Origin of the sequence: Romboutsia sp. 1001713B170131_170501_G6 (assembly GCF_015668195.1) — a bacterium.
Lineage (GTDB): Bacteria > Bacillota > Clostridia > Peptostreptococcales > Peptostreptococcaceae > Romboutsia_C.
This window is the reverse complement of the sequence record NZ_JADPFC010000015.1, coordinates 1-24,631: the sequence shown is the minus strand read 5'-3', so window position 1 is coordinate 24,631 and position 24,631 is coordinate 1. Positions and strand designations below refer to the sequence as shown.

Annotated in this window: 22 protein-coding genes, 1 rRNA gene and 1 pseudogene; 22 read left to right on the top strand and 2 right to left on the bottom strand. The window is 27.8% G+C overall.

What is annotated here, in order from left to right:
* The 6 genes from rrf to I4U89_RS14980 form a co-directional block, all read left to right on the top strand.
* Window positions 1–113: ribosomal RNA gene (gene rrf / locus I4U89_RS15005) — 5S ribosomal RNA — on the top strand; the annotation flags it as partial.
* A gap of 113 nt (window positions 114–226) precedes the next feature.
* Window positions 227–1,363, top strand: coding sequence for an MFS transporter (locus I4U89_RS15000; RefSeq protein ID WP_195941078.1), 1,137 nt, complete (start codon window positions 227–229; stop codon window positions 1,361–1,363).
* 100 nt (window positions 1,364–1,463) lie between these two features.
* Window positions 1,464–4,991, top strand: a complete 3,528-nt coding sequence (gene nifJ / locus I4U89_RS14995) for a pyruvate:ferredoxin (flavodoxin) oxidoreductase (protein WP_195941077.1) — start codon at window positions 1,464–1,466, stop codon at window positions 4,989–4,991.
* A 160-nt stretch (window positions 4,992–5,151) separates the two neighbouring features.
* Window positions 5,152–6,720: a murein biosynthesis integral membrane protein MurJ gene (gene murJ / locus I4U89_RS14990; RefSeq protein WP_195941076.1), complete on the top strand. Its 1,569-nt coding sequence runs from the start codon at window positions 5,152–5,154 to the stop codon at window positions 6,718–6,720.
* Window positions 6,721–6,785: 65 nt separating this feature from the next.
* Window positions 6,786–7,007, top strand: a complete 222-nt coding sequence (locus tag I4U89_RS14985; protein WP_195941075.1) for a NifU family protein — start codon at window positions 6,786–6,788, stop codon at window positions 7,005–7,007.
* 168 nt (window positions 7,008–7,175) lie between these two features.
* The gene (locus tag I4U89_RS14980) at window positions 7,176–10,349 is read left to right on the top strand and encodes a ligand-binding sensor domain-containing protein (protein ID WP_243279228.1); all 3,174 of its coding nucleotides are present in this window, start codon (window positions 7,176–7,178) and stop codon (window positions 10,347–10,349) included.
* Between the two features lie 47 nt (window positions 10,350–10,396).
* Here I4U89_RS14980 and I4U89_RS14975 read toward each other — a convergent pair whose 3' ends face one another.
* Both I4U89_RS14975 and I4U89_RS14970 read right to left on the bottom strand, forming a co-directional pair.
* Window positions 10,397–10,792 carry an HsmA family protein gene (locus I4U89_RS14975; RefSeq protein ID WP_195941074.1) on the bottom strand — a complete coding sequence of 132 codons (396 nt, stop codon included), beginning with the start codon at window positions 10,790–10,792 and terminating at the stop codon, window positions 10,397–10,399.
* A 5-nt stretch (window positions 10,793–10,797) separates the two neighbouring features.
* Entirely contained in the window at window positions 10,798–11,229 is a 432-nt protein-coding gene (locus I4U89_RS14970; RefSeq protein ID WP_330615583.1) for a MarR family winged helix-turn-helix transcriptional regulator, read from the bottom strand.
* 159 nt (window positions 11,230–11,388) lie between these two features.
* On the opposite strand from I4U89_RS14970, the gene I4U89_RS14965 reads away from it, so the two are divergent.
* The 16 genes and pseudogenes from I4U89_RS14965 to I4U89_RS14890 all read left to right on the top strand — a co-directional run.
* Window positions 11,389–12,384 (top strand): asparaginase, encoded by a 996-nt coding sequence (locus I4U89_RS14965; RefSeq protein WP_195941073.1) that lies wholly within the window; start codon window positions 11,389–11,391, stop codon window positions 12,382–12,384.
* A 156-nt stretch (window positions 12,385–12,540) separates the two neighbouring features.
* Window positions 12,541–13,188 carry a hypothetical protein gene (locus I4U89_RS14960; protein WP_195941072.1) on the top strand — a complete coding sequence of 216 codons (648 nt, stop codon included), beginning with the start codon at window positions 12,541–12,543 and terminating at the stop codon, window positions 13,186–13,188.
* Window positions 13,189–13,264: 76 nt separating this feature from the next.
* Window positions 13,265–14,032 (top strand): molybdate ABC transporter substrate-binding protein, encoded by a 768-nt coding sequence (modA, locus tag I4U89_RS14955; RefSeq protein WP_195941071.1) that lies wholly within the window; start codon window positions 13,265–13,267, stop codon window positions 14,030–14,032.
* A gap of 28 nt (window positions 14,033–14,060) precedes the next feature.
* The gene (gene modB, locus I4U89_RS14950) at window positions 14,061–14,744 is read left to right on the top strand and encodes a molybdate ABC transporter permease subunit (protein ID WP_195941070.1); all 684 of its coding nucleotides are present in this window, start codon (window positions 14,061–14,063) and stop codon (window positions 14,742–14,744) included.
* Complete coding sequence (locus I4U89_RS14945) at window positions 14,744–15,778, top strand: sulfate/molybdate ABC transporter ATP-binding protein (RefSeq protein WP_195941069.1); 1,035 nt, start codon at window positions 14,744–14,746, stop codon at window positions 15,776–15,778. Before modB ends, I4U89_RS14945 begins: the two co-directional genes overlap by 1 nt.
* Window positions 15,779–15,888: 110 nt before the next feature.
* Window positions 15,889–16,329, top strand: coding sequence for an NfeD family protein (locus I4U89_RS14940; RefSeq protein WP_195941068.1), 441 nt, complete (start codon window positions 15,889–15,891; stop codon window positions 16,327–16,329).
* Window positions 16,330–16,378: 49 nt separating this feature from the next.
* Window positions 16,379–17,371 (top strand): SPFH domain-containing protein, encoded by a 993-nt coding sequence (locus I4U89_RS14935; protein ID WP_195941080.1) that lies wholly within the window; start codon window positions 16,379–16,381, stop codon window positions 17,369–17,371.
* Between the two features lie 189 nt (window positions 17,372–17,560).
* Window positions 17,561–17,740 (top strand): hypothetical protein, encoded by a 180-nt coding sequence (locus tag I4U89_RS14930; RefSeq protein ID WP_195941067.1) that lies wholly within the window; start codon window positions 17,561–17,563, stop codon window positions 17,738–17,740.
* Window positions 17,741–17,752: 12 nt separating this feature from the next.
* A pseudogene (locus I4U89_RS16050) lies at window positions 17,753–17,995 on the top strand (cyclomaltodextrinase C-terminal domain-containing protein); the annotation flags it as partial.
* Between the two features lie 89 nt (window positions 17,996–18,084).
* Window positions 18,085–18,492, top strand: a complete 408-nt coding sequence (locus tag I4U89_RS14920; RefSeq protein ID WP_195941066.1) for a single-stranded DNA-binding protein — start codon at window positions 18,085–18,087, stop codon at window positions 18,490–18,492.
* 399 nt (window positions 18,493–18,891) lie between these two features.
* Entirely contained in the window at window positions 18,892–20,160 is a 1,269-nt protein-coding gene (locus tag I4U89_RS14915) for a dicarboxylate/amino acid:cation symporter (protein ID WP_195941065.1), read from the top strand.
* A 509-nt stretch (window positions 20,161–20,669) separates the two neighbouring features.
* Window positions 20,670–22,145: an aminotransferase class I/II-fold pyridoxal phosphate-dependent enzyme gene (locus tag I4U89_RS14910; RefSeq protein ID WP_195941064.1), complete on the top strand. Its 1,476-nt coding sequence runs from the start codon at window positions 20,670–20,672 to the stop codon at window positions 22,143–22,145.
* Window positions 22,146–22,180: 35 nt separating this feature from the next.
* Window positions 22,181–22,594, top strand: a complete 414-nt coding sequence (gene speD, locus I4U89_RS14905) for an adenosylmethionine decarboxylase (protein WP_092923090.1) — start codon at window positions 22,181–22,183, stop codon at window positions 22,592–22,594.
* A gap of 154 nt (window positions 22,595–22,748) precedes the next feature.
* A complete protein-coding gene (speE, locus tag I4U89_RS14900) occupies window positions 22,749–23,603 on the top strand; it encodes a polyamine aminopropyltransferase (protein ID WP_195941063.1) in 855 nt (284 codons plus the stop codon).
* Entirely contained in the window at window positions 23,590–24,489 is a 900-nt protein-coding gene (gene speB / locus I4U89_RS14895; RefSeq protein WP_195941062.1) for an agmatinase, read from the top strand. Before speE ends, speB begins: the two co-directional genes overlap by 14 nt.
* Window positions 24,490–24,491: 2 nt before the next feature.
* The coding region (locus I4U89_RS14890) for an S-adenosylmethionine synthetase N-terminal domain-containing protein (protein ID WP_243279229.1) at window positions 24,492–24,631 on the top strand (140 nt) is incomplete at its 3' end.

Genomic DNA, 24,631 nt, shown 5'->3' with positions numbered 1-24,631 from the left:
GTTATTATAGCAAAGAGGATACACCTGTTCCCATACCGAACACAGAAGTTAAGCTCTTTAGCGCTGATGGTACTTGGAGGGTGACCTCCTGGGAGAGTAAGACGTAGCCACGTAATCTTTTTTATTTTAAGAAACTATTGAAAAATAGTTTCTTTTTTTATTTATCTATACTCAAATTATAGATAATAGGGAATACTAAATTTTATTTATATTAAGGAGGGATGAATTGGATTTAATTTTATTTAAATTATTGTATTTTCTATTATTCTTTGGATTATCAAGTATAGCAGGAATGCTGATTCCATTTTTACAATATAAAGGGTTTAGTCCAATAGAAACGGCTACATTAATAAGTTTTTATACTGTAAGCGGAATTTTGGGACAACTAATAGCAGGTTGTTGCTGTGATAAATTAAAAACAATTAAAAAAATATTTATATTTTCTTTGTTAGGTGTAATGTTTAGTACAGCATTAGCTATTTTCATAAATATTAAAATATTATTTTATATTAGTTTTGTAATTATGGGATTTTTTTATTATATATTAACTAGTATACCTGATAGTTGGGTAATAGAAAGTGGAGAAAATGCAAAGTCAAAATTTGGATTTTTTAGAGCTTTTGGTTCAACTGGGTGGGCATTTGGAGTATTAGCATCAGGAATTATAACAGAAAAGTATGGATATCATATATTAAACATAATATATCTAATAATGTTGTCATTAACTCTATTTATAAGCATTAAGATAAAAGATACGGTAAAAGAATATAAGGGTTGTGGAAATTTAAAAGAGTTATTCAATAATAAAGAATATATACTCACTGTAATTATATTATTAATAATTTGTATCCCGTTTAGAGGATACTGTCAGTTAGTACCTTATAGAATAGAATATGTAGGGGGAAACACTGTAAACTTAGGAATATTTAATTTTATAAGCTCAATAAGTGAGATAGCTATGCTTATTTTAGCACAAAAAATTATGCATAAATTAAGTCCTGACAAATTATTATTATTATCACCATTAGGACTATTTCTTCAAATACTAATCCTAAGATTTGGAAGTAATATAAATATTATATATATTAGTGCTGTCCTACAAGCATTTACATTACCAATAATATTAGTAGTAGGAAAAATAATAATAGATAGAATATCTCCTAGTAATTTAAAAACATCATCACAGTTAGTAGCATTTGCTATATTTAATAGTGTATCAACTATAATTGGAACTGCTAGTGTTGGATATTTTATAGAGAAGTTTTCCTTGAATAAAGCTAATTTATTTCTATTAGGGTGTAATATGCTATCTATATTAGGCGCATTATATTACGACAAAAGTATTAAAGATAGGACTATATAAAATTAATAATATAAATTTATTAAAGTAGAATATTAAAGCTACTTTATGGAAAAATAATAAATAGAAGTCATGATATTATTTACATAGAAGGAGAAAAACTATGGGAAAAATAAAGAAAACTATGGATGGAAATGCAGCAGCAGCATATGTATCATATGCTTATACTGAGGTAGCTGCAATATTTCCAATAACACCATCATCAAATATGGCAGAATCAGTGGATGATTGGTCAGCTAAAGGTTTAAAAAATATATTCAATCAAAAAGTAAATGTTGTTGAAATGCAATCTGAGGCAGGAGCAGCAGGAGTATTTCATGGATCACTACAATCAGGAGCATTAACTACTACTTATACAGCATCACAAGGATTGCTTCTTATGATACCTAATATGTATAAAGTATCAGGAGAGTTGCTTCCAGGAGTATTCCATGTAAGTGCTCGTGCCTTAGCAGCCCAAGCATTATCAATATTTGGTGATCATCAAGATGTTATGGCAGCACGCCAAACTGGATGTGTAATGTTAGCATCAGGGTCAGTTCAAGAGGTAGCAGATTTAGCACCTGTAGCTCATTTAGCAGCAATAAAAGGAAGACTTCCTTTTATACATTTCTTTGATGGATTTAGAACATCACATGAAATACAAAAAATAGAAGTACTTGAGTACTCAGACTATGCAAACTTACTAGACAAAAAGGCATTGCAAGAATTTAGGAATAGAGCTTTATCTCCAAATCATCCTGTAGCTCGTGGTACAGCTCAAAATCCTGATATATACTTCCAAACAAGAGAAGCAAGTAATAAATATTATGAAGAAATAGTTCCGATAGTAGAAAATTATATGAATAAAATTGGCGAGTTAACAGGTAGACAATATGGATTATTTAACTACTACGGAGCAGAAGATGCAAAAGAAATATTAATAGCAATAGGTTCAGTAACTGAGGCTATTGAAGAAACTATAGATGAATTAAATGCAAAAGGCGAGAAATATGGACTGGTAAAAGTTCATTTATTTAGACCATTTAGTAAGGAACATTTATTAAAAGTAATTCCAAAGAGTGTTAACAAAATATGTGTACTAGATAGAACTAAAGAACCAGGTGCAATAGGAGAACCTCTGTATCTAGATGTACGTGCTGCATATTATGGACAAGAAAATGCTCCTATGATTATAGGTGGTAGATATGGACTTGGATCAAAGGATGTAACACCAACAGATATAAAAGCTATATTTGATAACTTAGTATGTGACAATCCAAAAGATCAATTTACAGTAGGAATAGTTGATGATGTAACTCATAAATCTTTAGAAGTTAAAGAAGAACTTAAAGTAGTAAAACAAGGAACTATAAATTGTAAGTTCTGGGGACTTGGATCAGATGGTACAGTTGGAGCAAATAAACAAGCTATAAAGATAATAGGAGATAATACAGATAAGTATGTTCAAGCATACTTTGCATATGATTCTAAAAAATCTGGTGGGGTAACTATGTCTCACTTAAGATTTGGAGATGAACCAATAAGATCTACTTATTTAATAGATAGTGCAGATTATATAGCTTGTCATAATCAATCATATGTAACTCAATATGATTTATTAAAAGGATTAAAATCAAATGGTACATTTGTATTAAATACAATATGGGATGAAAAAGAATTAGAAGATCATTTACCAGCAAAGATGAAAAATTACTTAGCTAAAAATAATATAGACTTCTACACAGTCAATGCTACTAAAATAGCACAAGAAATTGGTCTTGGAAATAGAATAAATATGATAATGCAATCAGCATTCTTTAAATTAGCAAATATAATACCTGAAGAAGAGGCAACGAAATATTTAAAATCATCAATAAGTAATGCTTATGGTAAAAAAGGTGAAAAAGTTGTTAATATGAACTATGAAGCAGTAGAGCAAGGTAAGAGTGCTTTAGTAAAGATAAATATACCAGATTCATGGGCAAATGCAACAGATAGTGAAGAACATCATGAAAATGAGCCAGAATTTATAAGAGAAATATTAAGACCTATGAATGCCCAAGAAGGAGATTCTTTACCTGTAAGTGCATTTAATGGAATAGAAGATGGTACATTCCCAGCAGGAACTGCAGCTTATGAAAAACGTGGTATAGGAATTAATGTTCCAGAATGGATATTAGAAAACTGTATTCAATGTAATCAATGTTCATATATATGCCCTCATTCAACTATAAGACCATTCTTATTAAATGAAGAAGAAGTAAATAATGCACCTGAAACTTTCAGAACTAAAAAAGCTGTTGGAAAAGCATTTGGTGGTTTACAATATAGAATGCAAGTAGATACTATGGACTGTACAGGCTGTGGAAACTGTGCAGATATATGCCCAGCTAAAGAAAAAGCATTAGTGATGAAACCTCTAGATACTCAGATAGATGCAGAAATACCAAACTGGGATTATGCAGTATCTAAAGTATCATATAAGGGAGATCTAGTTATCGCAAATAATGTAAAAGACTCTCAATTTAGAACTCCACTTATTGAGTTCTCAGGAGCTTGTGCAGGATGTGGAGAAACTGCCTATATAAAACTTGTAACACAATTATATGGAGATAGAATGATGATAGCAAATGCTACAGGATGTTCATCAATTTGGGGTGGTTCAGCACCTTCAATTCCATACACTGTAGATCATGAAGGAAAAGGTCCAGCATGGGCTAACTCATTATTTGAAGATAATGCAGAGTTTGGATATGGTATGTATCTAGGAGTTAAGCAAATTAGATTAAAGTTACGTGACTTAATGGAAGAGTTGATTACAAGCGAAGGATGCAATGAATGTAAAGACGTATTTGAAAATTGGATAAACACTATGAATGATGGAGAAGCATCTAAAGAGGCTAGTAAAAAGGTTATAGAAGTTATAGAAAATAAATCATTTAGCGGAAAAGCTAAAGAATTAGTAGATGAAATTAAAGCTAGAAAAGATTATTTAGTTAAAAGATCTCAATGGATCGTAGGTGGAGATGGATGGGCATATGATATTGATTATGGTGGACTTGATCATGTACTAGCATCAGGAGAAGATGTAAATGTATTAGTATTTGACACTGAGATATATTCAAATACAGGAGGACAAGCATCAAAGTCTACTCCATTATCAGCTATGGCTAAATTTGCTGCATCAGGTAAGAGATCTAAGAAAAAAGACTTAGGTATGATGGCTATGAGTTATGGAAATGTATATGTAGCACAAGTATCTATGGGTGCAGATAAAAATCAACTTATTAAAGCAGTAATGGAAGCTGAAAAATATGATGGGCCTTCATTAATAATAGCATATGCACCTTGTATATCTCACGGATTAAAAGAAGGTATGGGAAGAAGTGTTCATAATGAAGCAGAAGCAGTTTCTAGTGGATATTGGCATTTATATAGATACAACCCAGAACTTAAGAAAGAAAATAAAAATCCATTTAACTTAGATTCAAAAGAACCAAAAGGAAATGTAAGAGACTTTATAATGGGTCAAGTAAGATATTCTGCAATAGCTAAGCAATTCCCAGATGTAGCAGAGGAATTGTTTGCACAACTAGAAGAGAATATTCAAGAAAGATATGAAACATATAAGAGATTAGCAGAGAAATAAATAAAAAAGTGCGTACTTTTAAGTACGCACTTTTTGTATGAAAATTAAAGAAAGTTTAATAATAATAAAAAAAGTGGTATCATTATATAATAACTTAAATTTATACAACCTATTAAGAAAAATAAATCATAATAACAAGAGTTAGAAACGAGGATTTAACATGGCTAAAACAACAAAAAAAGCTGCTATTATCTTAATGATTATAATATTAACATCAAAAGTAACAGGTTTTTTAAGGGATATAGTACTAGCTAGAACATTTGGAGCAGGTCATATAACAGATGCATATCTTACAGCTCTTAATATACCAGTAGTACTATTTGATGGTATAAGTGCATCTCTTGGAACAACATTTATACCAATGTTTTTTAGTATAAGAGAGAAAAAGGGAATAGATGAAGTATATAAGTTTACAAGTAATGTATTAAATATAGTAACTGTAATAAGTATGATATTAATCGTAATAGGAATATTGTTTGCTCCATATATAGTTAAAATATTTGCTATGGGATTTAAAGGAGAGGTACTAGATTTAACTATATCTTACTCTAGAATATTAATTTTTTCTATGATATTTATAGCTATAAATGGTTTAATAACATCTTTTTTAGTTGCATCAGGAGATGTTCACATATCAGGGTTAATAACTATACCATTTAATATATTTGTAATGATAGCAATAGCTTTAGGTTCAATAACAAATTCATATTTTATGGTATATGGTACTTTATTTGCATATATAGCGCAGCTTTTATTTCAGATACCATTTTTGTTTAAACATGGATATAAGTATAAATTTTTTATAGATTTAAAGGATGAAAATATAATAAAGATATTATATCTTATACTACCAGTATTTTTAGGTTCTTATGTTAATCAAATAAATACAGTTGTTAATAGAACTTTAGCATCTACACTTGATTCTGGGAGTATAACAGCTCTAAACTATGCAAATAAGTTAAACATGTTTGCAGTAGGGATTATAGTAATATCTTTATCTACTGTAATGTATCCAATACTATCTAAGTTAGCTAGTGAAAAAAAAATAAAAGCTTTTAAATATAACGTATCAAAATCTATAAATATAACACTTATAGCTATGATGCCTATAATGGTTATAGTAATGGGATTATCAACGCCTATAGTAACTCTGTTATTTGAACATGGATCATTTAACTCAAAAGCTACTGAATTAACATCAACAGCACTACTTTATTACTCTATGGGCATAGTTGCATATGGATTAAGAGAGATACTTTCTAAATCTTTTTATTCGCTACAAGACACAAAAACTCCAGTAAAAAATGCAACTGTATCTGTTATAGTAAACGTAATATTATCTATTGTTCTAGTTAAATATATGGGTATAGGTGGGCTTGCTTTAGCTAGTTCTATATCTGCTATAGCGACGTCTGTATTATTATTTATATCTCTTAGAAAAAAGATAGGAAGAATAGGTATGAAAAATACAATAATAACTTTTATAAAAGTAGCGATAGCATCAATTATTATGGGATTAATAATAAGATTTTCATACTATGAGATAGTTAATCTAGGTATGGGTATTTTTGAAAAACAAAAACAACTTATAGCTATATCTTGTATAGGATCTACATTAATTGGCTTAATTATATATATAATACTAACGTTAATTTTAAATATAAGAGAATCAAAAGAAGTAGTGTATATGATTAAATCAAAGCTTAGACAAATTATTTATAAAAGATAGATTTATAAAGGAAATATAAGATTTATGTAGAATACTAAAAGTATCAGAAAATAAGGGGGATAGACATGAGAGGAGAGGTAGAAAAAGCATTAGAAAAAGTTAGACCAATTCTTCAAAGAGATGGTGGAGATGTAGAACTAATAGATGTTAATGATCAAGGGGTTGTGTTAGTAAAGCTGCAAGGAGCATGTAAAGGATGCCCAGGAGCAACAATGACATTAAAGGCTATTATTGAAAATTTACTTGTTAAGGAAGTTAAGGGTGTAACTCAAGTTATAGGTATATAAAAGAGAAAAGTGCATTTTGCGCTTTTCTTTTTTTGCAAAGAGTATTAATTTATCTGTAAAATAGGACTAATATACTTGATAGGGGCTTTGAAACATCTATATAAGTAGAAAAATAATGTACAATATAGTATAATTTTGTAGAAATGATTTTTAAATAAGGGGAAAATAATGAAAAATAAATATATTGTAGGAATGATTTTAGTTATAACTATATTAGTATTAGGGGATGGATATAAAGTATATGGTTATGATGTACACTTTACAAAAATTAGTAATGAAGATGGATTGTCCCAGTCAACAGCGGAAGTTATTATTCAAGATAAAAATGGATATATATGGATAGGTACTAATGATGGTCTTAACAAATACAATGGGTATGATTTCAAGATATATAGACACGATCAAAGGTCAAAAAGCAGTATAGCAAACAATTACATAGTAAGCCTTCAAGAAGATAGTAATGGAGACATATGGGTAGGAACAGCTAATGGACTTAGTAAAATAGATATTAATACAGATAAAATAACTAACTATTTTAATGACAAAGAAAGTGGAAATCTATCTCACAACAACATAGGAGATATTCTTATGACTAAAGATGGAGAGATAATAGTAGGAACATCAGATGGACTTAACTTATATAATTCTGAAGAAGATAAGTTTGAGCGAATTTTAGGCGGAAAAGAAGATTTAAGTAGCCAGTATATACGTGAATTAGAAGAAGATGAGTATGGGAATATATGGATAGGAACAAAAAGTGGAGTAGATAAATTAAATATAAAAAATAAGAAAGTATACAAATATAGTATAGGCGAAGATGCAAATGAAACAATAAAAGATGATATATATGCTTTATTATATGATGATGGGTATATGTGGGTTGGAACTTTTAAAAATGGATTAAATAGAATTAATATAGAAACTAATGAGATAAAAAAATATATACATGATACAAATGATAGCACATCTATACCAAGTAACTTTATAAGAGAAGTGTATAAGGATAGTAATGATACATTATGGGTAGGTACAGATAGGGGACTTTCAAGAATAAATGAAGGTAAAGAATTTATTACATATAAAAATGAAAGTACTAACTATAACTCAGTATCTCAAGACAACGTTTTTGATATAATTGAAGATAAAAGTGGACTTATATGGGTTGGGACATATTCGGGAATAAGTATATTTGACCCCAAAAATAAGGTAATTCACTATAAAAATGATCCTAATAATAAGAACTCATTAAGTGAAAATATAGTTCATGGTATATATGAAGATGAAGATGAATTATTATGGGTTGGTACAAGGTCTAAGGGCATAAACATAATTAATAGAAAAAATGGAGGTGTAAGTCATTTAAATAGAGAGAATACAAACTATACACTTAGTGATAATTCTATAAATGATATAACTGGAAAAGAAGATAAAATATATATAGGAACTAAAAGTGGTTTAAATATAATAGATAAGAATGATAATAGTGTAATTGTATACGACAAATCTAATGGATTAAAGGAAGATGATATAAGAACTGTATTTATAGATAGTAAAGATAACTTATGGTTGGGAACTCCAAATGGTATAAGTATAATAAACCTTAAGACTAATGATATAATCAATTTAGATGAAGTGCTAGAAAAGTCTGGAATAGAGTCTTTATTTGCTAAAGTTATATATGAAGATAAAAGTGGTGTATATTGGATAGGATGTTTTATAGACAATGGTCTCATAAGTATAGATCCTAAATCAAAAGAGATAAAAAACTATAAATATGATAAAAATGATGAAAGTTCTATAAGTTCAAATACTATAAGAGATATAAATGAAGATATATATGGAAATTTATGGATAGGAACTAGTTATGGATTAAATAAGCTAAATAAAGAAACAGGTAAGTTTACTACTTATACAACTCAAGATGGACTTTCAAATGATATTGTATATGGGATTTTAGACGATTACAAAGGAGATTTATGGTTAAGTACTAATTCAGGTATATCAAGATTAGACATGAAGACAGAAAAGTTTGAAAATTTTGGTGTAACAGATGGATTACAAGGCGGAGAGTTTAATGGAAATGCTTCGTATAAGAGTAAGAAAGAAGAATTAATATTTGGAGGTATAAATGGACTAAATATATTCCATCCAGATGATATAAATACTAAAAAATACACACCAAAAGTTATGTTTGATAACTTTGAGATAAATGGCAAAAAATATAATGACATAAATAACATGGAATTTGAACATGATGAAAATTTCATAAATATAACTTTATTTTTACCTGATTATAGAAATACTAAGAATATACAGTATTATTACATGCTAGAAGGGGCTAAAGAAGGTTGGCGTAAAGTCGAGTCAAATGATATAAATTATAGTAATTTAGATCCAGGAAATTACATATTAAGGGTAAAAGCAAGGAGCTATAATGGAACAATAACTAGTGAAAATCAAGTTAAGTTTAAGATAAAACCTCCATTTTATAAAAGTAACTTAGCGATTTATATATATATAATAATACTTGTACTTATAATTTATTATAATGTAAATCGAGTGAGTCGCTTAGATAATATGGTAAAGAAGAGAACATCACAATTAAGAAAAGAGATGCAAAAAAGTAATGAACTTTTAAATAAAGTAATAGAGCTAGAAAGAAGAAAAAATAATTACTTTATAAATTTATCTCATGAACTACGAACACCTCTTAATGTAATTTATACAACTGAACAACTTATAACAGAATTTAATAAATCTCAAGGTGGTATAGAACGAGAAAAATTATCTCAATATATGGTGGTAATGGATAGAAATACTAAAAGATTATTAAGGCTAATAAATAATCTAATTGATACCACAAAGATAGAATATGGCAAATATAACTTAAACTTAAAAGAGAATGATATTGTATATGTTGTTGAAGAAGCTACATTATCATTAAAAGAGTATGTAGAAAATAATGGTATAGAATTAATAATTGATCCTGAGGTTGAGGAAAAATATATAGTATGTGATGCTAGTGAAATTGAGAGATGTATAGTTAATTTAGTGGGAAATGCTGCTAAATTTACGCCGAGGGGTGGAAAAATTATAATAACCATAAAAGAACAAAATGACAATGTAATAATTACTATAGAAGATACAGGCATAGGTATAGATAAGAAATATCATGAATCAGTATTCAATAGATTTAATCAAGTAGTAGATGCAAACTCAGAAGTAAAGGGTGGAAGTGGATTAGGACTTACTATAACAAAACAGATAATTGAACTTCACAATGGTAAGATATATTTAGAAAGTGAAGTAAATAAGGGTACTAAGTTTACTATTATCTTATAAAATATAAAAAGAACGTTGTTTTAAAGCAACGTTCTTTTTATATTTTATTAATGCATCATTCCAATAAACATTCCAATAAAGTAAGGGATAAGCCATATAGACCAAACCACTATACTAAATTTATGGAATACTCTCTTTTGATTTTCATCATTTTTATATAATACGTAAGTTGCCCAAAGAGCGTGAAATAGCATAAGAATTATAGCAAGTAAACCTGTTATTCCGTGTATACTCTCAGCAAGAGGGGAGATAGATAGGTTACCGCTAGAAGCAATACTTTTCATTGTAGTTGTACCTAAAGTATCACATACAAGACCTAACCAAAATATTATAACGTGCTTTTTGTTTAAAGTATTAGCTCTCCTTTCACTAAAAACACCTATAGTGTAGAAAACAAGGGCAGATGTAATAAATATAATTGCCATGATTAATTTAGTACTCATAATTGTCACTCCTTAATTTTAGATAAAATATTTTTTAAGCTTAGTGTAAGCTCATATAAATCTTCATTATCACAATTTCTAAAAGTATTATCAAAACTTTTTTGAATCTTAGATCGAAATTCAAAAGCAAAAGATCTTCCTTTATCAGTAAATTTTAGATAAGTATTTCGTTTATCAGTCTCCTTTTTAAATTTTTCCACATATCCACCTTGTTCAAGCCTAGTAACTATACCTGAAACAGTACCTTTGGCTAAAGACATTTCTTTACAAAGATCAGATATTGTTAAATCATTATTATGAGCAATAAGTTTAATTACGATAATTTGTTGATAAGTCAAACTTTCTTCTTTAAAATTGTCTTCTATAGAATACATTGTCTTAGAGTAAAGTTCTTTTAATAGTAAGACTATTTTAAAACAGTCATATTTTGAATTCAAAAAATCACCTCTATAATTTATTACCCAGAAAGTTTGGATACAAACAATTAAAAGTTAAAAAGTGAATAATTTATATACGAACCAATTTTAAAAAATTATATAGATAAAGAAAAATAACATATAATAATTAATAAAATATTTTTTATAAGGAGGATTAATATGAAGGGAGCAGTAAATACATATAGAGGAAATATAGTTGAGTGTAGCCATAATGTTCATATAGCCGTAGCCGATAGTAATAATAAATTACTAAAGTATCATTCAAATCCAGATGAAATTGTATATGCAAGATCTAGCGTAAAACCAATACAGGCAATACAAGTTTTAGAGAGTGGAGCTTGTGAAAAATATAGTATAAATAATAAAGAAATAGCACTAATGTGCTCTTCTCACTCCAGTGAAGATTACCATGTAGAGGGTATAGATAGTATATTAAAAAAATCAAATCTTAGCGAAGATAATTTAAAGTGTGGAACTAACATACCATTTAATTTAAATGTATATAAGAATTTAATTAAGTCTGGAAAAGATATAAGTAAAAAACATCACAACTGTTCTGGGAAGCATTGTGGAATGTTGATTAGTGCTAAATTTAATAAGGAAACTTTAGATGATTACTTAGAATTGAAACACCCAGTTCAGCAAAGAATATTAAATGATATATCTAAAATATGTGGGTGTGATAGGAAAAATATCTTAATTGGGGTAGATGGGTGTGGTGCTCCAGTACATGCACTAAAGTTAAAAAATTTAGCATATGGATTTGCACAAATGGCTAATCCTGCAAATATACATGATAAATCAGAGTACATAAATAAAATTACTGAAGCTATGACTAGTTATCCTGAGATGGTAGGAGGAAGTGATAGATTTTGTACAGAATTAATGAAGGCATGTAAAGGAAGAATATTTGGGAAAATGGGATCTGAGGGTGTATATTTATTAGGAGATAAAAAAAATGGGATAGGTATAGCTGTTAAGACAGAAGATGGAAGTAATATATCTACTAACTGTGCAGTAGTAGAAACTTTAAATCAATTAGGTTTAATATCTAAAGAAGAAAAAGAAAAATTATCTAAGTTTCATAATCCAAAATTAAAAAATGATAGAGGAGAAATTGTTGGAGAAACAAAATCAGAGTTTAAACTTAGGTAATTTGTGGTAAGAATATAATATATTAAATTAATCAAAAAATATATATATTTTTACAATAATAGGTATAATAAAAGTAAGATAAAATAAAGTATTTACAAATGTTTATATGGTAATTATAATTAAAAGATGCAAAATTTAACAACGAGGTGGCTGGACATGAAAAAATTAGGAAATGTATTACATGGTTTAAAAGAAGAATTAACAGGATTAGCGGGGGTTATGCTAGCTTCAGAAAGAATTAATACACAAAGATGTATAGGAAAAGATTTAGACACAACTAAGACTATAATAGACCAAGATGTAGAAAAAGAAGAATTAACACAAGAAGAGTTAAATAAGTTAGGAAAAGAAATATCTACAATAGCGAAAGAAATAAAAGGGATTTCAGGAGTTATGCTAACATCAGAGAGAATAAATACTCAAAGATGTATAGGAAAAGATTTAGATACAACTAAAACTATAATAGATCAAAGTGTTGATAAAGAAGAGTTTACAGAAGAAGAAATAAGCAATTTAGTAGAAGAAGCTAAGAATATGGTAGATACTATGTTAGTATCAGAAAGAATAAACAGTCAAAGATGTATAGGAAAAGATTTAGATACAACTAAAACTATAATAGACCAAAAAGAAGTAAAAAAAGAAATTGACAAAGAAGAAATAGGTAAAAAAGAAATAGAAAAATTAGTACATGAATTAAAAGGCCTATTAGCAGAAATGTTAGTATCAGAAAGAATAAACAGTCAAAGATGTATAGGAAAAGATTTAGATACAACTAAAACTATAATAGATAATAATAAAAAATAATTAAAACACCTACATTAATGTAGGTGTTTTTGATAATATAAAGATGTTACAAAATTAATTTAGGGAGAAGTATATTATGAAAAAATTTAGCATCTTTATGGGAATATTATGTTTAATATCTACTAGTATTTTAGGGTGTACAAGTAATGAAAATAATAAAAAACAAATTAATGTTTCGGTAGCAGCAAGTTTAAAAGAAGCAATTTTAGAATTAAAAAAAGAATATGAACTTAAAAATGATAATGTAGAATTAGTAATAAATTATGGTTCATCAGGAACTCTAAAACAACAAATTGAACAAGGGGCTCCTTGTGATTTATTCATTTCAGCAGGGAAAAAACAAGTAGATGAGTTAAATAAAAAAGGTATATTAAATAAAGAAAGTGTAAGAGATTTAGTAAAAAATAATTTGGTTTTAATTAGTAGTAATAATTCAAACAGTTATAGTATGAATGATCTTATGAGTGAAAAAGTCAAACATATAGGAATAGGTCACCCTAAAAGTGTACCAGCAGGAGAATATGCATATGAAACTTTAAAAAATTTAAATTTAGAGGAAAAAGTAAAAGACAAGTTAGTTTATGCAAAAGATGTAAAAGAAGTACTAGCATGGACTCAAGCAGAAAACGTAGACGTAGGATTTGTATATTCAACGGATGTAGTAAACAATAATAAAATTAATGTTATAAAGGAAATAGATGATAAATATCATTCGTCTATAATATACCCAATGGCAATAATAAAGGATAGCAAAAATATAGAAGAGGCTAAAAATTTCCAAGAATTTTTATTTAGCAATGAGGGGCAAGATATTTTAAAAAAATATGGGTATAAGGAAATATAATTAGAAGATAGGGGGAATTACATAAAATATGAATCTTGATTTGGCACCATTAGTTATATCTATAAAAACATCTCTAATTGCAACTATTATAACAAGTATAATAGGAATTTTAATAGCATATCTTATGATGAATTATAAAGGAAAATTTAGAACACTAATCGAGATAATCTTAAGCCTTCCTTTAATACTTCCTCCAACAGTAGTTGGGTTTTGTTTATTACTTATATTCGGCAAAAATGGGATAATAGGAAATATATTAATATCAATGAATAAAAATATAATATTTACTTGGTGGGCTACTGTAATTTCAGCAGTAGCAGTATCTTTACCAATTATGTACAGAAGTTTAAGGTCGGCATTTGAACAAATCGATGAAAATATAATACTATCAGCAAGGACCCTAGGTCTTAGTGAGTGGAATATATTTAAAAAGATAGTATTACCGCTATCAACACCTGGCTTGATAGGAGGTATAGCATTATCATTTGCAAGAGCAATAGGTGAGTTTGGGGCTACGTTGATGATAGCAGGAAATATACCCGGAAAAACACAAACAATACCAATAGCTATATTTTTTGAGGTTGAAAGTGGAAATATGGCTATGGCTAGCTTTTGGGTTATGGTAATAATACTAATGTCATTAGGTATAATGTTAATACTTAATTATTGGTCTAACAAACAATTAAAAATAGTAGGAAAGAGGAAAAAATAATGTCTCTATATATTGATATAGAAAAAAGGGTTGGAGAAAAAGTATTAAAAGTTAAAATAAATCAAGAATGTAAAAAACTAGTTTTTTTAGGACAATCAGGCTCGGGGAAGAGTATGACATTAAAATGTATTGCAGGCCTTGAAACACCGGATAAAGGTAGAATTATATTAAACAATAAGGTACTATTTGATTCGGATGAAAAAGTAAACCTACCTCCTCAGGATAGAAAAGTCGGATTTTTATTTCAAAATTATGGACTATTTCCTCATATGACTGTAAAGAAAAATATAGAGATTGGAATAAATAAGTTACAAAAAAAAGATAGAGAAGAATTATCTCAAAAGTATATAAACAAATTAAAGCTTAATGGATTAGAAAATAGGTACCCTTATGAATTGTCAGGAGGACAAGCACAGAGGGTAGCGTTAGCTAGAGTTTTAGTTACGGAACCAGAAATTTTGTTGCTAGATGAACCATTTTCGGCGCTAGATTATCATCTAAGAAAAAACATAGAATTAGAAATAAGTGAAATATTAAATGAATACAATAAAAATTCAATAATTGTTACTCATGATATAGAAGAAGCATATAGAATGTGTGAGAACATTGTAGTGTATGAAGATTTAGAGGCTAAGGTTAAAAAAAATAGACATGATTTATTCAATAACCCAAGTACAGTTTTAGAAGCTAAAATAACTGGATGTAAAAATATATCAAGAGTTAAGATTTTAGAGGATAAAACTATATATGCTATAGATTGGGATTTAATAATAGAAAATATAAAGGTAAAAAATTTCAAGTACATAGGGATAAGAGAAAATAATATAAGTATAGATAAGGTAGAAGACTCAAGAAGTAATGAATTTGTAGTAGAAAATATAATAGAAAATCCAGAAACAGTAAGTGTTTTTTTAAGAAAGGATAAAAGTAAAAAAGCTATAGAAGTAAGATTAAAGAATAAAGATCTAAAGCTTGTAAGAGGGAATAGAGTTAGTATAAATATTAATGGTAATGAAATATACTATTTAAATTAGAAGAAAATTAGTAAATATTACAATATATTACAGAATTTATAATAAATATAGATATAAATTAAATAATGATATAATACAATTAATATATATTTATATTTAGGAGGGGGTCAATGAAACTAGTATGGTTAGTTGTAGCAATAATATTTGCTATAGCAGAAGCTATGACACCGAGCTTAACTTTAATTTGGTTTAGTTTAGCTGCTGTAATACTTATGTTTTTAAGTAGTTTTATAGAAAGTATAATAGTCCAAGTAATATTATTTGCTGTAATATCAATAATTTTATTAATAGTAGGTACTAGAAAGATAGTTAAAAAAGATAAAACATTTAAGTATAGTACAAATCTTAATGCTGTATTAAATAAAAAAGGTATAGTAAAAGAAGATATAAAAGAAAATCAAATGGGATTAGTAGTAGTAGATAATGAAGAGTGGAGTGCAATATCTATAGACAATAGTGAGATTTTAAGAGGTGAGGAAGTTAAAGTGATTAAGATAGAGGGAGTTAAGTTAGTTGTAAGTAAACATGATGAAGTATCTATAATTAAATAGTTAAATAAAAAATTATATAAATTATTTAGGAGGATGTATTATGTTTGAAATGATAGGGAATATAGTAATACCTATACTTATAATAGTAGTAGCAATTGTTATTGCTCTATCTTGTGTAAGAGTGGTAAAACAATCTAGAGTAGGTATAATAATGAGACTAGGCAAATTTAGAAAGGTAGCAGATACAGGAGTTCATTTCTTAGTTCCGTTTTTAGATCAGATGAGTTATGTAATTGATTTGAGAGAAAACGTTGTTGATTTTCCTCCTCAGCCAGTTATAACAAAAGATAATGTAACTATGCAAATAGATACAGTTGTTTATTATAAAATAACAGATCCCGTAAGATATGTATTTGAAATAGCAGACGCTATTACAGCTATAGAAAATCTAACAGCTACAACTTTAAGAAATTTAATAGGTGAATTAGATTTAGATGAAACTTTAACGTCAAGAGATGTTATAAATACAAAGATGAGAGCTATTTTAGATGAGGCTACTGATAAGTGGGGTATAAAAGTAAATAGGGTAGAGCTTAAAAATATAATGCCACCACATGATATACAAGTAGCAATGGAAAAGCAAATGAGAGCTGAGAGAGAAAGAAGAGAGGCAATACTTCAAGCAGAAGGTAATAAATCAGCTTCAATACTTCAAGCGGAAGGAGAAAAACAATCAGCAATACTTAGAGCAGAAGCTAAGAAAGAAGCTATGATAAGGGAAGCTGAAGGTTTGAAAGAATCTTCTATACTAAAAGCACAAGGGGAAGCAGAGGCTGTAAAAGAAATGGCTATAGCTAAAGCACAAGGAGAAGCTGAAGTTATTTTAAAGGTTCAAGAAGCAACAGCTAAAGGATTAAGAGAAGTATTATCAGCTATGAAGGAATCTGATGTAGATGAAAGAATATTAGCTTTAAAATCTATAGAAGCATTAGAAAAGGTTGCTCAAGGAAATGCAACTAAGTTAGTATTACCTTCTGATACAGTAAATTTCCTAGGAACTTTTAAAGGTATAAAAGAAGTTTTAAATGATGATAAGAATTAAATTTATTAATTAACATAAAAAAATACCGCTAGATGCAAGTATGCATCAAGTGGTATTTTTTATTGTTTACAAATTATTTAAGCCTAGCAAATTTTGTTACTTTGTATATAAAATAAATAAATTATTAAAAAAATAATTAAACTAATTAATAACAAAATTAAAAAAATGTATTTGAAGCTTATTAATAAATTGCAAAAACAGAAGATTATACATAATCCTAATATATATTATAGAGATGAAGCAGGACTTTGTGGAAAAACAGACCTAGACAAAAGAAGAACTTATACTTTGAAGCATGAAGCTAAAGATATGATTGAGTTTTACAAAAAACTTACAACTATAAGAAATAAATATAATGCTTTATTATAAGGTGAAACTAAATTTATAAACACGAAAAATGGTTCTTTATTTTCATATATAAGGTATACAAGTGATGAAAAAATATTAATTATAATTAATAAATCAGATAAGGAAGAATGTATAGATCTAAATTTAGGAAAAGAGTCAAGAGAGATCGAATTAATTAAAGATGGTCAGGTAGAATTAAACTTAACTAAAAAAGAAGTTGATATAATAAGTTTAATTATTCTTCCTAAAGATTTTAAAATAATTAATATAAAATAATAATATTTCTATATGGAATATAAAAATGTATAAACATAATATTATATGTATATAATTCAACTAAAATACATAAAAAAGGAAGAGAAGTTATGAATAATGTTATTTTAGTTGGAAGATTAACTCAAAATCCAGAAATTGAGTATATAGGTCAAAGAGCAAAATCCAAATTTACAATAGCAATTAGTAGAAATTATACAAATAAAGAAGGAGTACGAGATGTAGATTTTATACCAGTAGAAATTTGGGGTAGACAAGCAGAAATACTTTGTAAATATGTATTTAAAGGAATGAGAATTGGTATAGAAGGTCAAATTAGAGTTGAAAAATATAAAACGAAAGATGGAGTAAGTAAAACATATACTAATGTAGTTGCAAGTAACTTTAAATTTTTAGATAACAAAAAGACTAATCCTACACAAGAATACTTTGTTTCAAATGATATATTTGAAAAAGAAAACTTTAAAGAGGAGAGTATCGAAGAGATATTTCCTTTTTAACTATATAAAAATATAAATGTATATCTATAAATAATTAAAAATTAAAATTTTTCTAAAAAATAGAATGAGGGTTTATAAACCCTTATTCTATTTTTGATTTAATTAATAAAATAAAAATTTAAAATATATAATAAAATAATAAGTAAAAATTAAAAAATACTTAATAAAAAAACATCCACTATATAAAATAACAAATTTGAAGTATATAACTAAATAAAATAAAGTTAATTTAAAAAATATAACTTTAAAATATGTGTATAGGATTGAATAACTTTAAAAAGATAAAAAAAATAATGCTATAATCAAATGGTACTTTAATTTTTAATGTACAATTTAGTGAGAATTGTGTATAATAATCATATAGAAAGTTAAAAAAGTTCGAGAGGAAGGAAATTTTAAATGAAGAAAAAACTTACATTAACTAGTAAAATCCTATTAGGATTATTACTTGGATTTATATTCGGATTAATAGTGAAACAATTACCAGCAGGATTTATAAAAGATACATTATTATTAAATGGTATACTTAAAGTATTTGGAAATGGATTTACAAGTGCCATAAAGATGATGGTGGTTCCTTTAGTATTTGTATCATTAATATGTGGTATAGCATCTATGGGAGATATAAAGAAGTTAGGTAGAATTGGTGGAAAGACAATGCTATTTTACCTAGGAACAACAGCAATAGCTATAATAGTTTCTCTTATACTAGGAAACATATTAAAGCCAGGTAGCGGTATAAGCATGGGAACTGTAGAAATGGGATCAGTAGCAATAGGAGAAAGTAAGTCAATAACAGATATTATATTAAATATAATACCAAGCAACCCAATACAAGCTTTAGCAAGTGGTGAAATGTTACAAGTTATATTCTTTGCAGTACTTATAGGTATAGCTATAAGTGTGGTAGGTAAAAAAGCAGAGCCTATAAAAGTTTTATTTGAAAGTGCTAATGAAGTATGTATGAAGATGGTAAATATAATAATGTTATTTGCTCCATATGGTGTATTTGCTCTAGTTGCTAATACTTTTGCAACAGTAGGAACTGATGCGATGATAGGTCTTATGAAATATGTATTAGTAGTATTACTTGGATTATTAGTTCATGTAGTAGTTGTATATGGCGGATTATTTAAATTATTTACTAGACAAAAAATAAAACCATTTTTAAAGAAATTTACACAAGTAGCAGTAGTTACATTCTCAACAGCGTCAAGTAATGCATCTGTACCAGTTAGTTTAGAGATAATGGAAGAACTAGGTGTAGGAAAATCAACAAGATCATTTACAATACCTATGGGAGCTACAATAAATATGGATGGAACAGCTATAATGCAAGGTATAGCAGCATTATTCATAGCTCAAATATACGGTATTGATTTAAGCATGAATGATATGATAACTATAGTATTAACAGCAACTCTTGCATCTATAGGTACAGCAGGTGTACCAGGTGTTGGTATGATAATGCTATCTATGGTTTTACAATCAGTAGGACTTCCACTTGAAGGAATAGGTTTAATAATGGGAGTTGAAAGAATAATAGATATGTTTAGAACTACTGTAAATGTTATGGGAGACAATGTATGTACCCTTGTAGTAGCAAATAGTGAAAAGGATATAGATTTAGAAAAATACAATAAAGAAGCTGAAAAGCTAGTAGATTAATATAAATATATACACTAAATAAAGAGGCGAATAATAAATTTATTATTCGCCTCTTTATTTAGTTTTTAGTAATTAATATGATAGAAAGTATAGATAATATTATGTTAATGTCTACGTAATGGAAGTAAGTTTTTATAAAAATGTATATAAATAGAAAAATATTAAATTTTATATATTTTGAAAAAGTTTAGTTATTGTATACTTAGATATTAAAAAAAATAAACTTGAAGTGTTGATAAAACAAATGAAAAATTTAAAAAATAAAAAAATAAAACTTTTAAAAATTTAGTAATACTAAACTATAAAAAAATTAATATTAACAATATGGTTTAAAAGTCTATCTATGTATTGTAAATACTAGAATATAAAAAATAAAAAAGCCTTGATAAAAAATGAAAAAATGAATATAATAAATTGTGTTGGTTTAATAAAAGTAAATTTTAAGTGTAAAAATAATAATCTTAAATTAAACAAAGAATTGAATAAAAGTATAGAAAGGAGGTTGTAGGATGGAGATTAATATCGAAAAATGCATTAAATATTGCCAAGAAGCTCCGCTATTAAATTCATTAAAAGAGTATTCACAGATGGATATAGCATGTTTTGATGTACCAGGTCATGTTAGAGCACAAGGGGTTGAAGTACTCAATGATTATTTTGGAGAAGATATTATGAAAATGGATATAAATTCATCACCACTTATGGATAATGTATCTAATCCAAGAACTATTATAAAAGATGCTCAAAACAAGCTTGCTAAAGCCTATAATGCAGATGAGGCATTTTTTATAACAAATGGTACTACTGGTGCTATACATGCAATGATTTTAAGTATTATAAATCAGGGAGATAAGATACTTATTCCAAGGAATATACATAAATCTGTTATAAATGCGCTCATACTTTCTGGAGGATATCCAATTTTTATACAGCCAGAGTTTGAAAATTCATTAGGTATTAGTTTAAATGTTAGTGCAAATTGTATAAAGGATGCATTAGATAAAGATAAGGATATAAAAGCAGTGTTTTTATTAAATCCAACATACTACGGAGCATGTTCAGATATAGAAGAAATAGTTAGCTTATGCCATAGTAAAGGTGTATTAGTATTAGCAGATGAAGCTCATGGTGCTCATTTTAATTTTAATGATGATTTACCAATTTCAGCAATGAATGCAAAGGCTGATATGTCTGCGGTAAGTATTCATAAAACAGGAGGAGCGCTGACTCAGGCATCAGCACTTTTAGTAAATAATAAAAATATAGATGTGAAAAAAGTACAGCAAACTATAAATATGATTCAATCTACATCAGCATCATACTTATTAATGGCTAGCATCGATGGAGCTAGATTAAACCTAGAAACCAATGGAGAATCACAATTATCAAAAGCACTAAATTTATCTAGATATGCAAAATTTAAGATAAATAAAATAAAAGGTATTAAGGTAGTTTCTACAGAAATGCTAGAAAATAATGGTGTAGACTCAATAGATGAAACTAAGCTTTGTATAAATGTTAGAGGGTTGGGTTTAACAGGGTTTGAAGTTTATGACTTATTATATCAAAAGTATAAGGTTCAAGTTGAGCTAGGAGATATGTATAATATATTAGCATTAATATCAATAGGAACAACAAAGTCGAATATAGATAGGCTTATAAATGCACTGGATTCTATTTCAAAATCTAATATGTTAAATGAAAAAATTAAATATATAGATATTAAACAAATAAATCCTATTATAAAACTTAAACCTAGAGATGCTTTTTATAAAAATAAAGAAAGTGTAATTTTAGAGGAAAGTATAAATAGAATTTGTGGAGAATCTATAATGGCTTATCCACCAGGAATACCAATAATTGCTCCAGGTGAAGTTGTAACAAAAGAAATAATAGAATATATAAAAACTCTAAAAGCAAATAATGCTTACTTAACAGACATGAAAGATAAAAGTATAAAGACTATAGTAGTTATAAAAGATTAATATAAAAAAACGATTAAAGAAGGAGAGTGGTATGGATGAAATTTGAGACACTTGGACGTCATATATTAGTAGAATACTACAACTGTGATGAGGAAATATTAAGAGACCCTAAACTTATAGAAAAGTTTATGAATGAATCAGCATTAAATGCAAAAGCAACAATAGTAGATTCTGTTTTCCATCACTTTAATCCATGGGGAGTATCAGGCGCAGTTATAATAGCTGAATCTCATTTAACAATACATACATGGCCAGAGTATGGATATGCAGCAGCAGATTTCTTCACTTGCGGAGACATAGATCCTTGGAAGAGTTTTGAATTATTAGAAGAACTTCTAAAAGCAGAAAGAAGTGAATCTACAGAAATACCAAGAGGATTAACAGCTAAAATTCAAAAATTAGCAAAAAAAGATTTAGGTAAAATTACTCATAAGCCAGAAGCTATATAAGCAATAAATACCTAAATAAAATAAATAAAATTAAAATAAATTTGAATCTATATTATAACATATAAATAAAAAATACACAAATTAGTCCACACATAGATATAGGACACATAGATATAAAAATTAAAATACATTTGAATTATTAGGAGGAACTTTTATGGAACTTTGGTACACAGAGGAATGGACAGATAATGTATGTTTTTCAATAAAAGTAGAGAAGCATTTATTTAGTGAGAAGTCTGATTTTCAGCAAGTAGATGTATTTAACAGTAAGGAGTTTGGAAAGTTTCTAACATTAGATGGACTTATGATGGTAAATTACAAAGATGAATTTATATACCACGATATGATAGTTCATGTACCTATGGCAACTAATATGAATATTAAAAATGTATTAGTAATAGGTGGGGGAGATGGAGGTACAGTAAGAGAACTAACTCGTTATCCTCAAATAGAAAAAATAGATATGGTTGAAATAGATAAAATGGTTGTAGATGTGTCTAGAAAGTATATAGATATATGTGCATGTAAATTAGATGATGAAAGAGTAAATTTATACTATGAAGATGGTGTAGCATTTGTTAAAAATTCTAAAGATGCATCTTATGATTTAATAATAGTAGACTCAACTGACCCAATAGGACCAGGAGAAGGTTTATTCTCAGTAGACTTCTACAATGATTGCTACAGAATATTAACTACTGAAGGGATACTTGTAAATCAAAATGAAAGTCCATATTTTGATTTTAATGCTAAGGAAATGAAAAGAGCTAATGAAAAAATAAATAAGATATTTCCTATAGCAAAAGTTTATCAAGCTCATATACCAACTTATCCATCAGGGCATTGGTTATTTGGATTTGCATCTAAGAAGTTTGACCCAGTAAAAGACCAAAATAGAGATGGTTGGGAAAACTTAAACTTAAAAACTAAATATTACAATAGTGACCTACATCAAGGTGCATTTATGTTACCACAATATGTTAAGGATATGTTAAATGAAAACAAATAAATTTTCATATATAAGTACATTTATGGGGATGGAAACTTCTTATGAAGAGGCAGATTTAGTAGTATTTGGAGCAGGATTTGATGGTACTACTTCAAATAGACCAGGAACTAGATTTGCAAGTAGTGCTATGAGACCAGAGTTTTACGGACTTGAGACATATAGCCCAATATTAGATTTAGATTTAGAGGATTTTAAAATATGTGATATTGGAGATTTAGAATTAAGTATAGGAAATACAGATAAAGTTTTAGAAGAAATATATATAGGAACTAAAGAAATTGTAAATGATAATAAGGTACCTTTTATGATAGGGGGAGAACATTTAGTTACTCTTCCAGCTTTTAAGGCTGTCTATGAAAAATATGATGATGTATTTGTGATTCACTTTGATGCCCACACAGACTTGAGGCAAGAATATAACAACAATGAAAATTCACATGCTACTGTAATAAAAAGAGTATGGGATACAGTTGGAGATAATAGAATATTCCAATTTGGAATAAGATCTGGAACAAAAGAAGAATTTAGCTTTGCATTAAAAGATAATCATACATACATGGAAGTTGAGACTATAAATACCTTTAAGGATATAATAAATAAATTAGATGGTAAAAATATTTATATAACTATTGATTTAGATGTTTTAGATCCATCAATCTTTCCTGGAACAGGAACACCAGAACCGGGTGGGGTAACATATAGAGAATTTAGAGAAATATTTACTATATTGAAACAATCAAATACAAATATAGTAGGTTTAGATATAGTGGAATTAAGTCCAGACTATGATAGCACGAACGTATCTACAGTTGTGGCTTGTAAAATATTAAGAGAACTTTCTCTTGTAGCAGCGGATAATATAAAAAATAAACGAAAGGTGAGATAAAAATGGCAAGACATTTATTTACTTCAGAATCAGTAACAGAAGGACATCCAGATAAAATCTGTGATCAAATATCAGATTCTATACTAGATGCATTATTAGAGAAAGATCCACATGCAAGAGTAGCTTGTGAAACAACAACTAC

What these genes read in the sequence shown, in the direction of transcription:
- nifJ (WP_195941077.1), top strand. Translation starts at nt 1,464, where the DNA reads ATGGGAAAAATAAAGAAAACTATGGATGGAAATGCAGCAGCAGCATAT.
- murJ (WP_195941076.1), top strand. Translation starts at nt 5,152, where the DNA reads ATGGCTAAAACAACAAAAAAAGCTGCTATTATCTTAATGATTATAATA.
- I4U89_RS14985 (WP_195941075.1), top strand. Translation starts at nt 6,786, where the DNA reads ATGAGAGGAGAGGTAGAAAAAGCATTAGAAAAAGTTAGACCAATTCTT.
- I4U89_RS14980 (WP_243279228.1), top strand. Translation starts at nt 7,176, where the DNA reads ATGAAAAATAAATATATTGTAGGAATGATTTTAGTTATAACTATATTA.
- I4U89_RS14975 (WP_195941074.1), bottom strand. Translation starts at nt 10,792, where the DNA reads ATGAGTACTAAATTAATCATGGCAATTATATTTATTACATCTGCCCTT.
- I4U89_RS14965 (WP_195941073.1), top strand. Translation starts at nt 11,389, where the DNA reads ATGAAGGGAGCAGTAAATACATATAGAGGAAATATAGTTGAGTGTAGC.
- I4U89_RS14960 (WP_195941072.1), top strand. Translation starts at nt 12,541, where the DNA reads ATGAAAAAATTAGGAAATGTATTACATGGTTTAAAAGAAGAATTAACA.
- modA (WP_195941071.1), top strand. Translation starts at nt 13,265, where the DNA reads ATGAAAAAATTTAGCATCTTTATGGGAATATTATGTTTAATATCTACT.
- modB (WP_195941070.1), top strand. Translation starts at nt 14,061, where the DNA reads ATGAATCTTGATTTGGCACCATTAGTTATATCTATAAAAACATCTCTA.
- I4U89_RS14945 (WP_195941069.1), top strand. Translation starts at nt 14,744, where the DNA reads ATGTCTCTATATATTGATATAGAAAAAAGGGTTGGAGAAAAAGTATTA.
- I4U89_RS14940 (WP_195941068.1), top strand. Translation starts at nt 15,889, where the DNA reads ATGAAACTAGTATGGTTAGTTGTAGCAATAATATTTGCTATAGCAGAA.
- I4U89_RS14935 (WP_195941080.1), top strand. Translation starts at nt 16,379, where the DNA reads ATGATAGGGAATATAGTAATACCTATACTTATAATAGTAGTAGCAATT.
- I4U89_RS14920 (WP_195941066.1), top strand. Translation starts at nt 18,085, where the DNA reads ATGAATAATGTTATTTTAGTTGGAAGATTAACTCAAAATCCAGAAATT.
- I4U89_RS14915 (WP_195941065.1), top strand. Translation starts at nt 18,892, where the DNA reads ATGAAGAAAAAACTTACATTAACTAGTAAAATCCTATTAGGATTATTA.
- I4U89_RS14910 (WP_195941064.1), top strand. Translation starts at nt 20,670, where the DNA reads ATGGAGATTAATATCGAAAAATGCATTAAATATTGCCAAGAAGCTCCG.
- speD (WP_092923090.1), top strand. Translation starts at nt 22,181, where the DNA reads ATGAAATTTGAGACACTTGGACGTCATATATTAGTAGAATACTACAAC.
- speE (WP_195941063.1), top strand. Translation starts at nt 22,749, where the DNA reads ATGGAACTTTGGTACACAGAGGAATGGACAGATAATGTATGTTTTTCA.
- speB (WP_195941062.1), top strand. Translation starts at nt 23,590, where the DNA reads ATGAAAACAAATAAATTTTCATATATAAGTACATTTATGGGGATGGAA.